This window comes from Rhodobacter capsulatus (assembly GCF_052363175.1).
In the GTDB taxonomy this organism is placed as follows: Bacteria; Pseudomonadota; Alphaproteobacteria; order Rhodobacterales; family Rhodobacteraceae; genus Rhodobacter; species Rhodobacter capsulatus_D.
Map to the genome: position 1 here is coordinate 39,009 of NZ_CP198946.1, position 17,444 is coordinate 56,452.

Genomic DNA, 17,444 nt, shown 5'->3' on the forward strand with positions numbered 1-17,444 from the left:
CCGGGGAGGATAGCACATGCCTCCCCGACTGCCAGACCTCAGAGAACGTAACGGCTCAGATCGGCGGATTGTGCCAGACTGCCCAGATGCAGCTCGACAAAGCCCGCATCCACCGTGACCTGATCGCCGGAGCGGTCGGGGGCGGTAAAGGACAGTTCCTCGAATACCCGTTCCATCACCGTATAGAGCCGCCGCGCGCCGATGTTTTCGACCGAGCGGTTCACCTCGGCGGCGATCCGGGCCAGGGCCGCGATACCGTCGGGGGTGAAGGTCACCGTGACCTCCTCGGTCGCCATCAGCGCGGTGTATTGGCGCGTCAGGGCATTGTCGGTCTCGGTCAGGATGCGGACGAAATCTTCTTCGGTCAGCGGACGCAATTCGACGCGGATCGGCAGACGCCCCTGCAATTCCGGCAACAGATCCGAGGGTTTGGCGATATGGAACGCCCCCGAGGCGATGAAAAGGATGTGATCCGTCTTCACCGGCCCGTATTTCGTCGAAACAGTCGTGCCTTCGATCAGCGGCAGCAGATCGCGCTGCACGCCTTCGCGACTAACGTCAGCCCCGCGGGTTTCGGCCCGCGCGGCGACCTTGTCGATCTCATCGAGGAAGACGATGCCGGATTGGCTGACCGCCTCGATCGCCGCGGTCTTCACCGCCTCGTCGTCCAGAAGCTTGTCGGCTTCCTCGGAAATCAGCACCTCGTAGCTTTCCGAAACGCTCATCTTGCGCCGAGTCTTGCGGTTGGCGCCAAAGGCCTTGAACAGATCCTGCAAGCCCTGCATCTGCATTTCCATGCCGGGATTGCCCATCATCATCTGCGGTCCGGCGGCGGCTTCGGCTACCTCGATCTCGATCTGCTTGTCGTCCAACTCGCCATCGCGCAGCTTGCGACGGAACATTTCCCGCGTCGCCTCGCGGGCATCAGTCCCGGCCAGAACCTCGATCACCCGATCTTCGGCGGCCTTGTGGGCGCGGGCCTTGACCTCTTCGCGCATCCGCTCGCGGGTTTCGACCATCGCCACATCGACCAGATCACGGATGATCTGTTCCACATCGCGGCCGACGTACCCCACTTCGGTGAATTTCGTCGCTTCGACCTTGAGGAACGGGGCTTTTGCGAGCTTGGCAAGCCGCCGGCTGATCTCGGTCTTGCCGACGCCGGTCGGCCCGATCATCAGGATGTTCTTCGGATAAACCTCTTCGCGCATCTCGGGCGAGAGGCGTTGCCGCCGCCAGCGGTTGCGCAGCGCCACGGCGACGGCGCGTTTCGCCTCGGCCTGGCCGATGATGAAGCGGTCGAGTTCCGACACGATCTCGCGCGGGGTAAGGCTCGTCATTTCGAGATGCTCTCCACGGTCAGGTTGCCGTTGGTGTAAACGCAGATATCGGCGGCAATCGCCATCGCCTTGCGGGCAATGGCTTCGGCATCAAGCTCGGTGTCCATCAGGGCCCGCGCCGCAGCCAGCGCGTAATTCCCGCCAGAGCCGATCGCCGTCACGTCATGTTCGGGTTCCAGAACGTCGCCCGCCCCGGTGATGACGTAAAGATCGGCGCCATCGGTGACGATCAGCATCGCTTCCAGATTGCGCAGATATTTGTCCATGCGCCAGTCCTTGGCGAGTTCCACACAGGCCCGCGCCAGTTGACCGGGTGCCGCCTCCAGCTTTTTCTCAAGCCGTTCGAGCAGCGTAAACGCATCCGCCGTCGATCCGGCAAAGCCCGCCACCACCTCGCGCCCGCCAGGGCTAAGCCTGCGCACTTTGCGCGCCGTGCCCTTGATCACCGTTTGACCAAGGCTCACCTGCCCGTCGCCGGCCACCACCACACGGCCACCCTTGCGCACGCCGATGATCGTCGTGCCGTGCCAGCCGGGAAATTTCTCGTCGGTCATGTTGCCCTCCGTTTGCGCAGATATGTGCGGGGGGCGCGCAGCTTGCAAGATGACCGATGGCGCGCATGCAAAAGGGCGCCCGAAGGCGCCCCCGAAGTCTATGTCGCGGCGATCAGAGCGAGGCTTCGATCCAGGCCTGCAGCGCGGCTTTCGGCGCAGCGCCGACCTTGTTCGAGACGACCTGACCGTTCTTGAACAGGAACAGCGCCGGAATGCCGCGCACACCCAGCGTGGCCGGGCTGTCGGGGTTTTCATCGACGTTCACCTTGACGATCTTCACCTTGCCGGCCAGCTCGGTCGACAGGTCTTCCAGCGACGGGCCGATCATCTTGCAGGGGCCACACCATTCCGCCCAGAAGTCGACGACAACGGGCAGGTCGGATTGGCGCACTTCGGCGTCAAAGGTGGCATCGGTGACGGCGACGGTAGCCATGGGAATCTCCAGATTGAGGGTTGTGGGAAGCTAGGTCTGGCCCGGCCTCGCGTCAAGATGCTGTGGCCAACCGCAGGGCATCCTCCAACAGAGTGTCACCCAACGGCATGATCTCGCCCGTCGCGGTCCACAGCAGAAAACTTTCAATCGTGCGGCCCGGATAGATCTGCCGCAGTGCGGAGCGATAGGCCGCCATCTGCCGCAAGAGCCCCAGCGGCACCTGATCGGCGGTTTTCGGCACGACCGCGTTCGACTTGTAATCGAGCACGCGGATCCGGTCGGGCAAGACCTGCAGCCGGTCGATGATGCCATGCAGCCGTTGCCCGCCCAGTTCCGGCAGGTCGGCCGTCAGTTCCACCTCGGCCAGAGTGTCAGGGCCAAGGAACCCCGCCTTTTCGACCGCTTGCAGCACCGCGCGGGCTTGGGCCAGAAGGGCGTCGATCTCCTCTGGAAAGGCTCTGTCACTGCCGAAACCCAGCAGAGACTGCGCCAGATCGGGCCAGGTTTCGGGCGGGGATTGCGGCAGATGCTCCAGAAGCAGGTGCAACTGCCGCCCGCGCAGCATCGCGGCTTCGGTGGAGAGTTCCGCGGTTTCCCCGGGCAGCGCCTTCGGCCCGCCCAGATCCGACGCCGACAGCACCTTTGCCGCTTGCGTCGCAGGCGAAACCCGCTCGCGCGCCCAGTCCGGAAGCGTGATCCGCGCCGTCTCGGCCTTGCGGCTCGGGGTGCCATTGTCCGGCCAATCGCCATGCAAAAACCGCTGCACGGGGCCAAGCGCCTGCAAGGGCGCGGAAAGTGCCAAAACCGTCTCTGTTCCGGCAGCTTTCATGCCATCCGAGATCAGCGCGTGCCAGCTTTCGCCGCTCTCGTCTTCGTCGCCCGCCGTGGCGACAATGAGCCATTTCTCGGCCCGGGTCATCGCAACGTAAAGCAGTCGCAAGCGCTCGTGCTTTTGCCGTTCCAGCACCTCGGCTTGCGCTTGCGCCAGCGCGGGCGGCATCGTCGCTGCAGCGGATTTCCAGAACGGAAGCCCCTCGGCCAGGATCACCTCGCCACGCTGCGAATTGCGCAGCTTGGCCGTGTCGGGCAGGATCACGATTGGCGCCTCAAGCCCCTTCGAGCCATGCACCGTCATCACCCGCAGCGCCGTCCCGGCACTGTCGGATTGGCGCTTGATCTCGATTTCATCGGCACCGAGCCAGACCAGAAAACCCGTCAGGCTCGGCACTTCGGTCTGTTCATAGGCCAAAGCCTGCGCGATCAGCGCGTCGATCCCCTCCTCGGCCTCGGCCCCGAGTCGCGCCACCAGACGCTTGCGGCCTTCGTGGCGGGTCAAGAGCCGCTCGATCAGATCATAGGGCCGCAAGAAATCCGCCTGATCAAGCAGATCGCGCAGAAGCGTCAACGTCGCCTCGTCACCCCCCTCGCGCAGCGCCGCCCACAGATAGCCCTTGCGCGGTTGGGCAAGACGGAAAAGCCGATCCTCGCTCCAGCCGAAAAGCGGCGATCGCAGCGCCTCAGCGAGCGACAGATCATCTTCGGGCGTAGCCAAAAAGGCCAGAACAGAGACGATATCCTTGACGGCAAGCTCGCCTCCGAGCTTCAGCCGATCGGCCCCCGCAACCTCAAGGCCGACGGCCTTGCAGGCCCGGATGATCTCGTAAAACAGACCCGAGCGGCGCTGCACCAGGATCAGGAAATCCCCCGCCGTCACCGGCCGGGGACCGTCGCGGCCCGGAAGCTGCACCCCGGCGTCGACCATCGCCCGGATCTCGGCGGCAATCGCGCGCGCAAGCACCACGGGGGCGGTATCTGCGCCCGGCTGATCGACCGGGTCATCCCAGTCTTCGGGCTCGGTCTTGTCGGGTTTCGGCACGGCGGGCCAAAGATCGACGCGCCCGGGAAGCGTTTCATGAAAGGCGAGATGTTCAGGGGCACCGCCCAGCGCCAGCGCCGGATCACCGCGAAAGGTCAGATCGACCAGCCGCAGGATCGCCAGCGACGAGCGGAAGGAATGCAGAAGTGCGGCATCCTGCAGCGGCCGCGAGATCGCCGCGAACTTTGCCGAAAACAGGCTCTTCATCGCCTCGAAATGGGTCAGATCGGCGCCTTGAAAGGAGTAGATCGACTGCTTGCGGTCCCCCACCACAAAGATCGTGCGGCGGTTGTCGCGCGCCCCATCGCCCGAGGTGAATTCATCCGCCAGCCGCTCGATCACCCGCCATTGCCCCGGTGAGGTGTCCTGCGCCTCGTCCACCAGAATGTGATCGATGCCGCCATCAAGCCGGAACAGAACCCATTGCGCGACGGACGGATCAGAAAGCAGGGCCCCCGCCCGTTCGATCAGATCGTCGAAATCGAGCCAGCCGCCCTGCGCCTTCTTGCGCTTGAGCGCGGGCAGAAGCACATGCGCAAAATCGTGCAACGCGCGCGTCCGGGCGAGCGTTGCAAGGGCGTTTTCCTGTTCCCGCGCCCAGCGCACCCGCTCGGCCATATCGAGGAATTCCTCGGCCAGATCGGGGCCAAAGGCCTCGACCGCCCCCTTGGTCAGAAGCTTGGCCGAGACGCGACTTCCATCCTTGACGAGGCAAAGATCGGACAGGCGGGCCAGATCGACCGGCCCCGGCGCAACAAGGTTGAGCAGCGACAGTTCCGCCGCCAGCGTCTTCATCGTGGCCGATTGCGTTTTCAAAAGCGGGATCGCATCGGCGATCACCCGATCTGTGCCGGGCAGAAAGACCGCGTCGGGCAAGGTGTCGAGCCGCAGATCAGGGGCAAGCCCCAGAACCTTGCGCAAGTCTGCCTCTGTCACCGGACACGAAAAAGCGTCTCTGTCATGGCTGATTTCACCGATCATGCCGGTCAGATCGGCGCCGGTGAAGGCCTGAAGGAAGCGGTCGAAAATCGGCCGATCGGGCCCCGAGGCGATATCTTCCAGAACCTCCTCGCGCATCCGCGCGGCGGTGCGATCGTCAATTTCAGCAAAGCCGTGCGAAACCCCGGCCTCAAGCGGGAAACGCCGCAGAAGCGCGCCGCAAAAGGCATGGATGGTCTGGATCTTCAAGCCGCCGGGCGTTTCGATCGCTTGGGCAAAAAGCCGCCGCGCGCGGGCCAAGGCCTCGGCATCGAGCGCCCCGGCTTCGCCAAGCGCGGCCAGTTGCGCCCGCAACTCGGCATCCGGCAGCATCGCCCAGTCCCCCAGACGCTTCAAAAGCCGGTTTTGCATCTCGGCTGCGGCGGCCTTGGTGTAGGTCAGACACAGAACCTTTTGCGGCTCTGTTCCTGCCAAAAGCAGCCTCGCAACTCGGTCGGTCAGCACCTTTGTCTTGCCCGATCCAGCATTCGCGGCAAGCCAGGTCGAAGCGGCAGGATCGGCAGCCTGAACCTGCCGTTCGGTGGCGGGGTTGCGCGGGCTCATCCAACATCCTCCGGGACCGGCAGATCGGTAATGTCCCATTCGCCGAACCGGGACAGATGATCATAATCGCTGATGTCGCGGCTCATCTGCATCGCGCGGCGGGCGGCAAAGCCCTGCGACGGCGACAGATAGCGCGCGATGAGCCCCTGAAGCCGGGTCCAGGTTTCCTCGACATCCTCGCGGCCAAGGGCGAGCATCCGGCAGTCACCAGTTCCGCCCAGATGCACGTAACTCATCGCCGCAACGGAACGCGGACCAATCTCGGCGAAGGCGCCGCGTTCGATCATCGCCGCTTCAAGCAGCAATTGCTTGTCGAAATGCCGGACCTCGGCCTCCTTGGGCGGCGTTCCGGACTTGTAATCGTAAACAAGCGCCGTGCCGTCGTCGTGCAGATCGATCCGATCCGGCCGCGCCATGAGCGTGAAGCCCTGCACCCCAAGGTCGATCGTGGCCGAGGTCTCGATGACGGCGGGAACCGAGGCGACCCGCCTTTGCGCCTCTTGCGCCACCAGCTGCGGCGCGATCTTCAACAGTCGGTACAGCCAGAGCCGCTGCGTCGAGGGCCAGGGGATCATCTCTTGCAGAACAGTCTCGGCGATCTCGGACAAGCGTTTTTGGCTGTCTTCGAGACGGATTGAGGGATCGAAGCCCCTCACGAACAGCTCGACGATCCGGTGCAGCGCCTCGCCACGCAGTCGCGGATCGGGGCCAGGCTTGAGCGGATCAAGCGGTCGCAACCGCAGGATCCGCCCGGCATAGACAGCATAAGGATCGCGGATCAGCGTCTTGATCGCCGTCACCGGAAGCTGCCGCGGACGGGCCTCGGCGGGCGGGCGCGGTGCAGGCCGGGCCGCAGGCGGGACCGGCTTTTCGGGCAGATCGAGCGCGGAAGCCATGTCGAGGAACCGTGCTCCGCGCGCGCGCATCTCGGCAACCGCCTCGGGTCCCTGCGCGTGGGTCAAACCGCCCGCGAGGTTGATAAGCCGGTTCAGCCAGCGCGAGGGCACCGTTTCGGCTTCGCTGTCACGACGGGCGCGCGACAACACAACCTCGGGCGCGGCAATCGCTTGCTGAAAGTCATGCGCCGAAAGGCCGATCTGCCGTTCGGGCAACAACAGACCCGCATCCAGACGCATCTTGCGGCTGAGCCAGGGATCGGGCGACGGCGCCTCGGGCCAGCTTTTCTCGTTCAGACCGGCCAGAATGACGAGTTCGGCCCCATGCGATCGGGCCTCAAGCGTGCCAAGGAAGGACACGAGCGGATGCGCGACAAGGGTCGAGCGGACCTGCCCCTCCTGCAGAAGCGAGTCGATCAGATCGGCGAAATTCGCGGCACTGATCTGAAGCCCGGTTTCTTCCTGCGCAGCGAGGTCGGACAAGGTTCGGAAAGCGGTCTGACCCGCCTCTTCAAGCCAGAGTTCGCTGGCGGCAACCGTTCCCCCGGGACCGGCAGCGAGGCCTTCGAGCAAGGTGAGAAGCGTCTCTAACCAAGCTGAAATGGTGTGGTCTTCGCCCGTCAGAAGCAGATCCAGCTGCGCCGCGAGCCATTCTGACCAGTGTTGACGCTCGGCGTCCTCGCTTCCGCCCCAGTCGCGCAGGGTGGTGGCATCCGGAAAGGCCGGTCCCTTGCGGCGCAGCGACAGTTCGAATTCCCGCGTCAGCCGAAGATGCGCCCCGCGCAGGGTCGAGCCGGTCGCGACCAGCGGATGTTTGAGCACCACAAGCAGGTTTTCCATCGACAGCTTGCGGCCAAGAAGCCGGGCAAGATGCCGGATCAGACGGCCGGGGGCGGTCAGCGGCAGCGGTTGACCGGCAGAATCGTCGGGGACGATTCCCCAGCGGTCGAGCGCGGCCGCAACGCGACGGGTCAGCATCCGATCCGGGCTGATCAGCGCCGCCTTTTTCCCCTGCGCGACCGCTTCACGCAAGATCAGGGCGATGGCTAGCGCCTCCCGCCGGGGATCGCTGGCTTCGATCAGGGTCATCTGTGAGGTCGCGGCGGGCAGATCGCTGAAGACCCGCCCCTCCTGCATCCATTGGTCGGTCACCGGCGCGGGACGCAGCGCCAGCGAAACAAGCGCGTTGCGCTGGGGCGACGGCGGCGGCGTCTCGGTCCAGCGCTCCACCTGTTGCGGGCGGAGGTCGAGCGCGTCGAGGATGGGAAGATAGCGATATTGCGGATGGTCTTCGATTGGAATCGGGCCTGAGCAGAGACTGTTCCAGGCCATCTGCGGCATGTCGAAGTCGAAGCCGGGCAGGACCAGCATACCCCGCGGCAACCGCGCGACGGCCTGCATCAGAAGCCGCGTTGCCCCCCGCGACCCGGTCGAGCCCGCGATGATGATCCGATCTTCGGTGGGGGTCTCGGCCCAGGTACGGGCCATCATCTCGGCCACCCGTCGCTGCCGAGCTTCGGCATCCAGTGCGGACCCGGCCTCGAAATAGCGCGCGACGATGCGGATGAAGACAAGGCTCTGCCGCCAATGTTCGGCATGCGAGGCCTGAATGTCGAGATGCTCGAAGACGTCGGGATGCACGCCTTCGCTTTGCATCTCGGCCATCAGGGTCAGCAGGCTGTCGGTCAGGCTGAAGATGCCGGAGCCGGTTTCGAATGCCGGAAGGCCGCGGGCAAGGCGATCGACCAGACAGGCGAGGTCAAGCTTGCGCCGCAGCGGCGGGATCGGCGCGGGCAGGCCCGGCATCGGCACGCGAGCCAGATCCGAAACCAGCTCGATCCGGGGCAGGAAGCGGGTGCCGAGACGGTCGAATTCCTCGCGCACGCGGCGGCTCATCCGCCCGGCGTTGAGGATCAGACGCAGCCGCGCCATCGCCTCGGGCGGTTCGTCCTGCATTCGGGTAACGAGCCCCTGCACCAGTTCCCGGGCGAAATCGACGCCGGGTGGCAGCGCGAAGACATGCGGCTCAGCGGGCGGCATCGGACAGAAGCCCCTCGGCCAAGGGGATGCATTCGGGTCGGCCGACATCGCACCAGCCGCCGTGATGGACCACGCCATAGGCGCGCCCCTCGGCGATCATCCGGTTCCAGATCAGGTTGAGCGAGAAGACAGGGTCAGGAATCGTCTCTATTTCGGCGGGATTCAGGATCTGGGCCCCGGTGTAGACGTAGCCAACGCCACGGCTGATCCGACCATCCGGCGCCAGCGAAAAGTCGCCCTTGCCGATATAGCCGACTGCCGCCTCGCGCGGGACGATTGCCAGAAGCGCGGACATCCGATCACCGTCCCAGGCCGCCTTCAGCGTCGAGATCACATTCGGCCCGGTCCAGACCGCATCGGTGTTCAGGGTGAAGACCGGACCGGGACCGAGCAGCGGCAGCGCCTTGCGCAGGCCGCCCCCGGTTTCCAGAACGACATCGCTTTCGTCGGAGACAAGCACATCGCGGCCCGCCAGATGCGCGGTGATCTGATCGGCACGATAATGCGCATTGGCAACGATCCGGCTGACACCGCCCGCGCGCGCCAGATCAAGCGCGTGGTCAAGGAGCGGCTTTCCGGCCACCTCGATCAGCGGTTTCGGCCGGTTTCGGGTCAATTCCTTCATCCGCGTGCCAAGACCGGCCGCGAAAAGCATCAGCGCATCGGGTGCTGACCGCATTGCTGTTTCATCCTTTCAAGCAGCGCCGCATCGGGCGGAAGCAGGGCTTGTGTCACCACCTCGCGCAGGGGCGCAAGGGCCCCGTGCGCCAGATTGTGCTGCACCTGAGCCCAGACCCGGGGGATCAGATCGACGTAACCGGGCTTGCCCATGCAAAGACAAAGGCGGGCAAAAATGCCAAGGATGCGCAGCCCGCGTTGCGCCCCGATCAAGGCGAAGGCATGGTCGATCTCTTGCGGATCAAGATCACGGGCGGCCGCGTAGCGGGCCTTTTCCGCCGCGATGACGGCGGGGGAAACATCGCGGCGGGCATCGTGCAACGCCGAGACGAGATCGTAGACGGGATGGGTAGCGACGGCGTCCTGAAAATCGAGAAGGCCAAGGCGGGCAGTGCCAACGCGGCTGGGCAGGATGATCACGTTTTCGGCGTGGAAATCGCGCAGCGACAGAACAGGCGGCAGGGGCGCAAGGTCACCGCAGAGCTGGGTCACCAAGGGCGCGAGCCTCTCGGCTGCGGCCTCATCGCGCAACGGATACCAGTCGCGGGTCAGTGCGACGAGGGCGCCAAGCCCCTGAGCATCAAGACTGGGGACAAAATCGGGCGGCGGCAGGCGGTGCAGATCCAGAAGAAACTCGGTGATCGCGGCGTAATGCGCGGCCTCGGTTCTCGGATCTTGCCGCAGCAGGCGGGCAAGCTGGTCATCGCCGAAATCTTCGAGCAGCATCAGGCCGGCCTCGGCGTCGAAACCCAGAATCCTTGGGGCAGAGAAGCCCTGCGCCAGAAGCCAGTGGTCGATGCGCTGAAAGCGGTGCATCTCTTCGCCCGGGGGGGCGATCATCAGAACTGCGGTCGCCCCGGGTCGGTGCAGACGGTCATAACGGCGGGCCGAGGCATCGCCCGCCAAAGGCGTGCGGCGGGCCTGCGCCCAACCGAAACGGCTCAGAAAATCCTGGATCTCGGGCTCGGTCGCGGCCATGTCAGATCTGCCCCAAAGCGGTCAAACGCTGCGCCCAATCCGCATCGCCAATAAGCTGAACCTGACGCGAGGCACCTGCGTCCGTCAGCGAAAAGCGCAGGACCAGAGCCTTTTGCGGCTGGAGATCGCCCAGACGCTCGGGCCATTCGATCAAAGAGATCGCGGTGTCGAAAGCTTCCTCAAGGCCAAGCTCGATCGCTTCATCGGGATGGGTGAGGCGGTAAAGATCGGCATGCCAGATCTCGGGGTCGGCGCCATAGACCTGAACCAGCGTGAACGTGGGTGAGGGCACATCTTCCGCAGGGCCAAGACGCGCGCGGATCAGGGCGCGCGCGAAATGGGTCTTGCCCGCGCCGATCGGACCTTCGAGCAACAGCACGTCACCCGCGCGCAACAGCGACCCCAAGGCAACCCCGAACCGGTCGGTGGCGTCGGCGTCGGGCAGATCGAAACGGAGAAGCGCGGGGGTGTTTTGCATGGCCGCACTCTAGCGGCCCTGCCCCCCGCGGCAACCCCCTTAACTGGCCAGAACCGTGACCGAGCGGTCGTCGTCGAAGACGGCACGGGTCGGCGGATCAAGGGTCACGACGCCCTTGGGAAGAAAGCTGGCCATCATCGCGCCTCCGGTCATCGGCGCAAAGCGACAGCCGATCATCAGCCCATCTTCGCGACGGCGCACGGTGGCCTCGATCGGGGCGCGCTGCCCCAGACGGTTGTTGAAGCCCCGCGCCGAGGTCCAGATATCCGAGGCATCGCATTTGCCCTGCCAGAGCCGCACGGCGTCCAGAATGGTCGTGCGGGTCAGAGAGGTGTTGGTTTCCACGCCCCAGAGCCGATCATAAGCCGCGTTCGAGGCCGAAAGCTCGCCCGAGGGCTGGAACACCGCCACCGCCTCGCTCATCATGTCGAGGATCTCCTGCCCCTGCTCCAGTTCGGCGCGGAAGCGGCGGGTGAGCGAAACTTCCGAGGAGATGTCCTCGAACAGGAACGCAACGGCGCCATCGGGATGCGGACGGCCGGTGACCCGATAGGTCTGGCCCGAGGGCAGCATCCAAGTTTCCGAATGGAAGCCCGCAGCGGCGGCCTGTTCCAGCTCGGTCATCTTCAGCCGCCAGCTGCGATAATCCTTGGGTTCGGGCATCATCCGTGCCTCGCGCAGACGGTCAAGGAAGGCGTAAAGCGTCGGCCGGTTCGACAGGAAGTCGGCGCCAAGCTGCGTGAGTTCGATCAAGGCCGGGTTGAACAGCTGCAGTTGCCGCGCCCGGTCGAAGATCGCCAGACCGATCGGCAGATCGGCGAAGGTTTTGGTCAGGGTCTGCACGAAATCGCGCAGCGCCTTTTCCGCCCGCACTGTCGCATCGGCCGGCAGGGCGAAATGAAGCGCGCCCTTTTCCAGCGGGAAGCTGTGGCAATCGAACCAGGCCGCCTTTTCATCGCCATCGTCGAGCCGCAGACGACGGGGGCCGGTGTGACGGGGATTTTCCTCCATGTGGAAGAGATGCGGCAGCGGCCAGACCAGAGCCTCTTCGTTGTCGGCAAAAGCCCCGGAGCGCAGCACATAGGCGCGGTTCGCCCAGGTGATCGTGCCGGTCTCGTCCTGCCGCCAGATCAGCGTCGGCGCGCGGTCGAGCGTCACCCGCAGCAGATCGAGTTCATCTTCCAGCGCGCGTTGCGACAGCCCGTCCACAAGAACGCCACGGCCCTCGGCCTCAGGGTCGTTAAGGGTGATTCGGGCCAGACCGTTCACCTCTTCGGCAATCAGCCTGATCTGCGTGCGGCGACCTTCTTCGGGTTTCGAGACCAGCTCGATCCGGCCCAGTTCGGCGAGTTTCTTCATCGTGTTTTCGAAGCCCTCGAACCGCGGTGCAACAAAGGCGCACAGACGCGCCCAGTCCGACAGCGCCATCGGCGAGGCATCCAACAACGCGCGGGCAGGCCCGGTGGCATCCACCAGATCTTGATCGTCAAAAAGGAAGACCGTTTGTTCAAGAACCGGCTGGGTCGCCACCCGGGTCACCGTCCCTGCCCTGCGGGCATTGACCATGCTGACCAGAAGCAAAGCAAGCAAAGCCGACCCAACCGAAGTTGCCGCGATCAGAATCGCCTGGAAAATCTCAATCTGCATGACTGCAGCCCTCTCGCCTGTCCCGCAGTCATGATTGATGAATAAAGGTTAATGTGCAGTTAAGTTAACAGAGGATTATGGTTGTCAGGCCGTGATCGGAAGATTCTCGCCGAGCGGGCCGGTCTCGGGCGCGATCAGACGCCCGATATGCCAGCGCAATTCGACCACCGCGCCCGAGCGCCGCGGCACCGGAGCGTTCTTCTGATAGGGTTCGGAGCCGTTCGCGAATCGCAGTTTCGCCCCCGTGCGCTCCAGCAGAGTCTTCGCAATGAAGAGACCAAGCCCCATCCCCTCGTATTCCTTGCGCTCGGCCGAGCGGGTCGAGATGAAGGGATCGCCGATGCGGTTGATGACGCTTGGCGTGTAGCCGCGCCCATCGTCGGTGACCCGCACGATGATGCTGCGGTCGGTCCATTCTGCATCGACCCAGACGGTCGTCTGCGCGAAATCGACGGCGTTCTGGATCAGGTTGCGCAGGGCATGAACGAGCTCGGGATAACGGTAGATCGTCGGCTGACGTTCGGAGCCGCCCTCGCCCGGAACCACGTCGAAATAGATCATCTTGCCGCGGTCGAGATGCGGTTCGGCGGCCTCACGCAGCACGGCGAGCAGCGGAGCCGTGCGCAAATGCACGTCATCCTTGCCCGCCCGGCCCATCGACCGCAGGATGTCGCGGCAGCGTTCTGCTTGCTCGCGGATCAGCACGGCATCGTCATGCAATTCGGGATCGTCGATCAGCTCTTCGGCCAGTTCGGTCGAGACAAGCTTGATCGTCGCGAGCGGCGTGCCGAGTTCATGCGCCGCCGCCGCCACAACCCCGCCGAGGTCGGTCAGTTTCTGCTCGCGTGACAGCGCCATTTGCGTTGCAAACAAGGCATCAGACATCGAATGGATCTCTTGCGCGATCCGGTGCGCATAGGCGCCAAGGAAGATAACACCGATCACGATCGCCACCCAGGAACCGAATTCGATCATGTGCGGCACGTCGATCAGAACACCATCACGGGTCTTCAGCGGCTCGTTGAAGACCGCGACGAAGGTGATCATCGCAATCGTCGCGCCGCCCAGAAGCAGGGTCGGACGCAGCTTCAGCGCCGTTGCGGCGATTGTCACCGGAACCAGGATCAACAGCGCAAACGGGTTGTTGAGCCCCCCCGTCAGCGACAGCAGCAGCGCCAGCTGTGCAGTATCGAACAGAAGTGTCGCCGTCACCTCGGCCTGCGACAGCCGCCGGGATTCCGGGTAAAGATAAATCGCCGCGATATTGGCCGCGATGGCAAAGCCGACGGTGCCAAGACACATCGGCAGGTTCAGGTCGATGTCATATTTGATATAGGCTGCGGCCAGGGCGGCCACCTGCCCCACGACCGCGGCCCAGCGCAACAGGATCAACGTCCGCAACCGGACCCATTCCTGATGGCTCAAACTCGCCGACATGTCGAATTCCGGCCGGTCGACAGCCCTTGTCATATCTGCCATCGCGTCCCCACCGCCTCACCTTCACCGCAACCCCTTGATATTCCCGTTGCGCTGAGCAATCAATCACCTGCACGTGAAGGAGAAGCGATGAACGTTTCGAACAAGACCGCCGCGCTGGCTGCCACGGCAGCCGTCGTCGCCGTGGTGGGCATCTCTGTCGTCCTGTCCTTCGGCAGTTCGGAACCTGATCGCTTCGCGCAGTGCCGCAAGGGCGTTGGCAGTGCCACCGCCAAGATCGGTGGGCCGTTCACCCTTGTTTCGGAAACCGGCGCGACCGTCACCGACAAGGACGTGATCACCAAGCCGAGCCTGATTTACTTCGGCTACACCTATTGCCCGGATGTCTGCCCGATCGACAGCACCCGCAACGCGGCCGCCATCGATCTGCTGTCGACGCGCGGCGACGACGTGACGCCGATCTTCATTTCGGTCGATCCGACCCGGGACACGCCGCCCGTGCTGACGGAATTCACCGATCTGATGAGCCCGAAGATGATAGGGCTGACCGGCACGACCGAGCAGGTCGATGCCGCGGTCAAGGCCTATCGCGCCTATTACATGATCCGCACACCGGGAGACCCGGCGACCTTGGTCGATCACTCGACCCAGACCTATCTGATGGATCCGAAGCTTGGCTTCCTCGATTACTATGATCGCGATGCCACACCCGAAACGGTGGCCGAAAGTGTCGGCTGCTTCCTTGATGCGCTGAAGTCCGAGGGCGCAACGCCCGGTTCCGGCAACGGAAATTGACCAGCGCCAAATATAGATTTAGACTCTAACAAAGAGGGTGAAAGGGGGAGCCATGGCCGAAGAAGAATTCGCCGAACTCGGAAGCGACAGGTCGCTGCTGCTGGTCGATGACGATAACGCCTTCCTGACCCGGCTTGCGCGCGCGATGGAAAAGCGCGGTTTTCAGACCGAGATTGCGGAAACGGTTTCGGCCGGCAAGGCGATCGTGCAGAACCGGGCACCGGCCTATGCGGTGATCGACCTGCGGCTGGAAGACGGCAACGGTCTTGAGGTTGTGGAAGCCCTGCGCGAGCGCCGTCCCGAAGCGCGGATCGTCGTTCTGACCGGATATGGCGCCATCGCCACCGCGGTTGCGGCAGTGAAAATGGGCGCGACGGATTATCTGTCGAAACCGGCTGATGCGAATGACATCACCAATGCGCTTCTGGCCAAGGGCGAAGCCCTGCCGCCGCCGCCGGAAAATCCGATGAGCGCCGACCGCGTACGGTGGGAACATATCCAGCGGGTTTACGAACTTTGCGACCGCAACGTTTCGGAAACCGCCCGGCGGCTCAATATGCACCGCCGCACGCTGCAGCGGATTTTGGCGAAACGCAGCCCGCGTTAATCAAATATATCTTGATTGCGCCGAAATAATAATCGATATCCATGAGACCATTCACTGGAGGCTCTCATGGATATCGATGCGCTTTCTTTAAACGAGCTCAAGGCGCTCCGGTCCAAGGTCGACCGCGCGATCGTGACTTACGAAGATCGCAAGAAAAAAGAAGCTCTCGCCGAGCTTGAAGAGATCGCCCGCAAGATGGGCTATCCGCTGGCTGAAATCATGGCCGTTGCAGGCACCAAGCCGCGCAAGACTGTTGCTGCCAAATATGCGAACCCTGAAAACCCGTCCGAAACCTGGACCGGGCGCGGCCGCAAACCGAAATGGGTCGAGGCCGCTCTGGCTGCGGGCAAATCGCTTGACGATCTGACGATCTGATCAGGCTTCGGCCTTCAGCCATTCGATGAAGATCTTGGCCGCCGGGTTCAACCGCCCAGGCGGCCTGACAATATAATAACCCAGGCTTTCCTCGGTCAGCTCGTGGATTTTCACAAGCCAGCCCAGTTTCAGATCCTCGACGATCAGCGCCTCGGTTTCCAGATGCAGGCCGATCCCTTCGCGGGCGGCGGCCAGCGCCAATTCCTCGTTCGGGAAATCGACGAATTTCAGCGCCGCCGGAACCAGCCCCATCGATTCCAGCAATTGCATCTGTTCCGGCCAATCGCCTTCACGCACCCATGGCAGCATTGCCATTTCCCGCAGAGATAGTTTTTTTCGCCCTCCCAGCAATTCTGGCGCAGCCACCACAACCTGAGGGGCAGCGGTGAGAAACTCGGAAATAACGCCCGGCCATTTTCCGACGCCAAAGCGAATACCGATATTCGCGCCGATTTCCTTCAGATCGACCACCCGGGGATCTGGCAGAAGGGAGAGCGGAATATCGGGGTGTTTTTTCCAGAACCGCGCCAGACGCGGCATCAACCATTCCGAAGCGAAAACTGGCGGAACCGTCACCGAAAGCGCCTTTTCGCTATTGTCCGCACGCAGCATTTCTGCCGCCGATTGTATCATCGAAAACCCGTCCGCGAGCGCCTTGGCGAAGCGCTCGCCCTCGGGCGTCAAGTGCAGATGCTTGCCGTCCCGCCACACCAAAGGCACGTCCAGATCGGCCTCCAGCGCGCGGACTTGTTGCGCTATGGCAGCGTGGGTGACATTCAGCTTGCGGGCTGCGGCACTGAACCCTCCCTCGCTGGCCGTTGCGGCAAAGGCGCGCAGCGCTGTCAGCGGGGGCATACGCCGCCAATCGATCTCGCTCATCTGTTAGCTCACCTATCACCTGTGGAAAAATTCCTGACTCGCCTTGTGGCGCAGGTCAAGGCATTTTGGGGACACAAGTGAAGTAAAGGAGATCCGTGATGTTCCGGATTCTTGGAGAAGTGATGGCTCTGGCCATGGGTGGCTACGCCCCCCGCGCCCGCAACGCAGGCGAATACAAGTTCAACCGCTGAGGGCACTCAGCAAGGCATGGTGACGCGCGGTAAAGGCTGCGCGCACCTCGGGCGGGGGACGCAGGCGGATCGCCAGACCCCGCACAAGGACAGGATCGGGCTTTCCAAAGATCCTGTCCGCCTCGGCCTCTGAAAAACCTGCGATCTGTTCGGCCTCGAGCCGGGCCGAAACCCTGTCTGCCGCCTTGATCGCCTTCTTGATCGGGGCGGGCAGCACGGCGGGAAGGCCAAAGCGCAGATGCACCGCAGCGGTCAGCCGGTCATCCAGTTCCACATAACCCTTGCCGATCGCCGCCTTGACAGGGGTGATCATGTCGCCCAGCACATATTCGGGCGCGTCATGCAGCAGCGCCGCCAGCCGCCAGCGTTCGCCGATCCCCGGATTGGCGCGGGCGAACAACTCCTCGACCAGCAACGAATGTTCGGCCACCGAATAGGCGTAATCGCCCGTCGTCTGCCCGTTCCAGCGCGCGACAAAGGCAAGGCCGTGGGCGATATCCTCGATCTCGATATCCATCGGCGTCGGGTCGAGCAGATCCAGCCTGCGCCCCGAAAGCATCCTCTGCCACGCCCGTTTCATCGAAGTCTCCCGTTTACCCCCTGCTAGCCAAAGCGAAAGGGTCTGTAAACGTCGCAGGTTCGCTTCGTTGCGCCAAGGGGCTCAAGGTGCTATGCAACCGCCGACTGAAATTCGAGGA

15 protein-coding genes are annotated in these 17,444 nt (G+C 63.7%); 3 read left to right on the forward strand and 12 right to left on the reverse strand.

Features of this window, described 5'->3' with window-relative positions; all coding sequences use genetic code 11:
- Positions 1-38 precede the first annotated feature (38 nt).
- From hslU to regB, 10 genes are all read right to left on the reverse strand, one after another.
- On the reverse strand, positions 39-1,340 hold the full coding sequence (gene hslU, locus ACTTAI_RS00935; protein ID WP_444453559.1) for an ATP-dependent protease ATPase subunit HslU: 1,302 nt from the start codon (positions 1,338-1,340) through the stop codon (positions 39-41).
- Entirely contained in the window at positions 1,337-1,894 is a 558-nt protein-coding gene (gene hslV, locus ACTTAI_RS00940) for an ATP-dependent protease subunit HslV (protein WP_444453561.1), read from the reverse strand. The genes hslU and hslV overlap by 4 nt, the downstream gene beginning before the upstream one ends.
- 112 nt (positions 1,895-2,006) lie before the next feature.
- Positions 2,007-2,327 carry a thioredoxin gene (trxA, locus tag ACTTAI_RS00945; protein ID WP_110804500.1) on the reverse strand — a complete coding sequence of 107 codons (321 nt, stop codon included), beginning with the start codon at positions 2,325-2,327 and terminating at the stop codon, positions 2,007-2,009.
- A gap of 52 nt (positions 2,328-2,379) precedes the next feature.
- Positions 2,380-5,745, reverse strand: coding sequence for a double-strand break repair helicase AddA (gene addA / locus ACTTAI_RS00950; protein ID WP_444453563.1), 3,366 nt, complete (start codon positions 5,743-5,745; stop codon positions 2,380-2,382).
- Positions 5,742-8,681: a double-strand break repair protein AddB gene (gene addB, locus ACTTAI_RS00955; RefSeq protein WP_444453565.1), complete on the reverse strand. Its 2,940-nt coding sequence runs from the start codon at positions 8,679-8,681 to the stop codon at positions 5,742-5,744. Before addB ends, addA begins: the two co-directional genes overlap by 4 nt.
- Positions 8,668-9,360 carry a nucleotidyltransferase family protein gene (locus tag ACTTAI_RS00960; protein ID WP_444453567.1) on the reverse strand — a complete coding sequence of 231 codons (693 nt, stop codon included), beginning with the start codon at positions 9,358-9,360 and terminating at the stop codon, positions 8,668-8,670. The genes addB and ACTTAI_RS00960 overlap by 14 nt, the downstream gene beginning before the upstream one ends.
- Positions 9,336-10,337, reverse strand: coding sequence for an aminoglycoside phosphotransferase family protein (locus tag ACTTAI_RS00965; protein ID WP_444453569.1), 1,002 nt, complete (start codon positions 10,335-10,337; stop codon positions 9,336-9,338). Before ACTTAI_RS00965 ends, ACTTAI_RS00960 begins: the two co-directional genes overlap by 25 nt.
- 1 nt (position 10,338) lies before the next feature.
- Positions 10,339-10,815, reverse strand: coding sequence for a tRNA (adenosine(37)-N6)-threonylcarbamoyltransferase complex ATPase subunit type 1 TsaE (gene tsaE, locus ACTTAI_RS00970; RefSeq protein ID WP_444453570.1), 477 nt, complete (start codon positions 10,813-10,815; stop codon positions 10,339-10,341).
- 39 nt (positions 10,816-10,854) lie between these two features.
- Positions 10,855-12,462 (reverse strand): PAS-domain containing protein, encoded by a 1,608-nt coding sequence (locus ACTTAI_RS00975; protein ID WP_444453572.1) that lies wholly within the window; start codon positions 12,460-12,462, stop codon positions 10,855-10,857.
- Between the two features lie 84 nt (positions 12,463-12,546).
- Entirely contained in the window at positions 12,547-13,932 is a 1,386-nt protein-coding gene (regB, locus tag ACTTAI_RS00980; RefSeq protein ID WP_444455819.1) for a sensor histidine kinase RegB, read from the reverse strand.
- Positions 13,933-14,028: 96 nt separating this feature from the next.
- On the opposite strand from regB, the gene senC reads away from it, so the two are divergent.
- The 3 genes from senC to hvrA all read left to right on the forward strand — a co-directional run bounded on the left by senC (position 14,029) and on the right by hvrA (position 15,676).
- The gene (gene senC / locus ACTTAI_RS00985) at positions 14,029-14,694 is read left to right on the forward strand and encodes a cbb3 -type cytochrome c oxidase assembly copper chaperone SenC (RefSeq protein WP_444453574.1); all 666 of its coding nucleotides are present in this window, start codon (positions 14,029-14,031) and stop codon (positions 14,692-14,694) included.
- Positions 14,695-14,746: 52 nt separating this feature from the next.
- A complete protein-coding gene (locus ACTTAI_RS00990; protein ID WP_013065792.1) occupies positions 14,747-15,301 on the forward strand; it encodes an ActR/PrrA/RegA family redox response regulator transcription factor in 555 nt (184 codons plus the stop codon).
- A gap of 66 nt (positions 15,302-15,367) precedes the next feature.
- Entirely contained in the window at positions 15,368-15,676 is a 309-nt protein-coding gene (gene hvrA, locus ACTTAI_RS00995) for a trans-acting regulatory protein HvrA (protein ID WP_444453576.1), read from the forward strand.
- On the opposite strand, the gene ACTTAI_RS01000 is transcribed toward hvrA, so the two are convergent.
- Together ACTTAI_RS01000 and ACTTAI_RS01005 are read right to left on the reverse strand one after the other, a co-directional pair.
- On the reverse strand, positions 15,677-16,555 hold the full coding sequence (locus ACTTAI_RS01000; RefSeq protein WP_444453578.1) for a LysR family transcriptional regulator: 879 nt from the start codon (positions 16,553-16,555) through the stop codon (positions 15,677-15,679).
- 180 nt (positions 16,556-16,735) lie between these two features.
- On the reverse strand, positions 16,736-17,326 hold the full coding sequence (locus tag ACTTAI_RS01005; protein ID WP_444453580.1) for an HD domain-containing protein: 591 nt from the start codon (positions 17,324-17,326) through the stop codon (positions 16,736-16,738).
- Between the last annotated feature and the right edge of the window lie 118 nt (positions 17,327-17,444).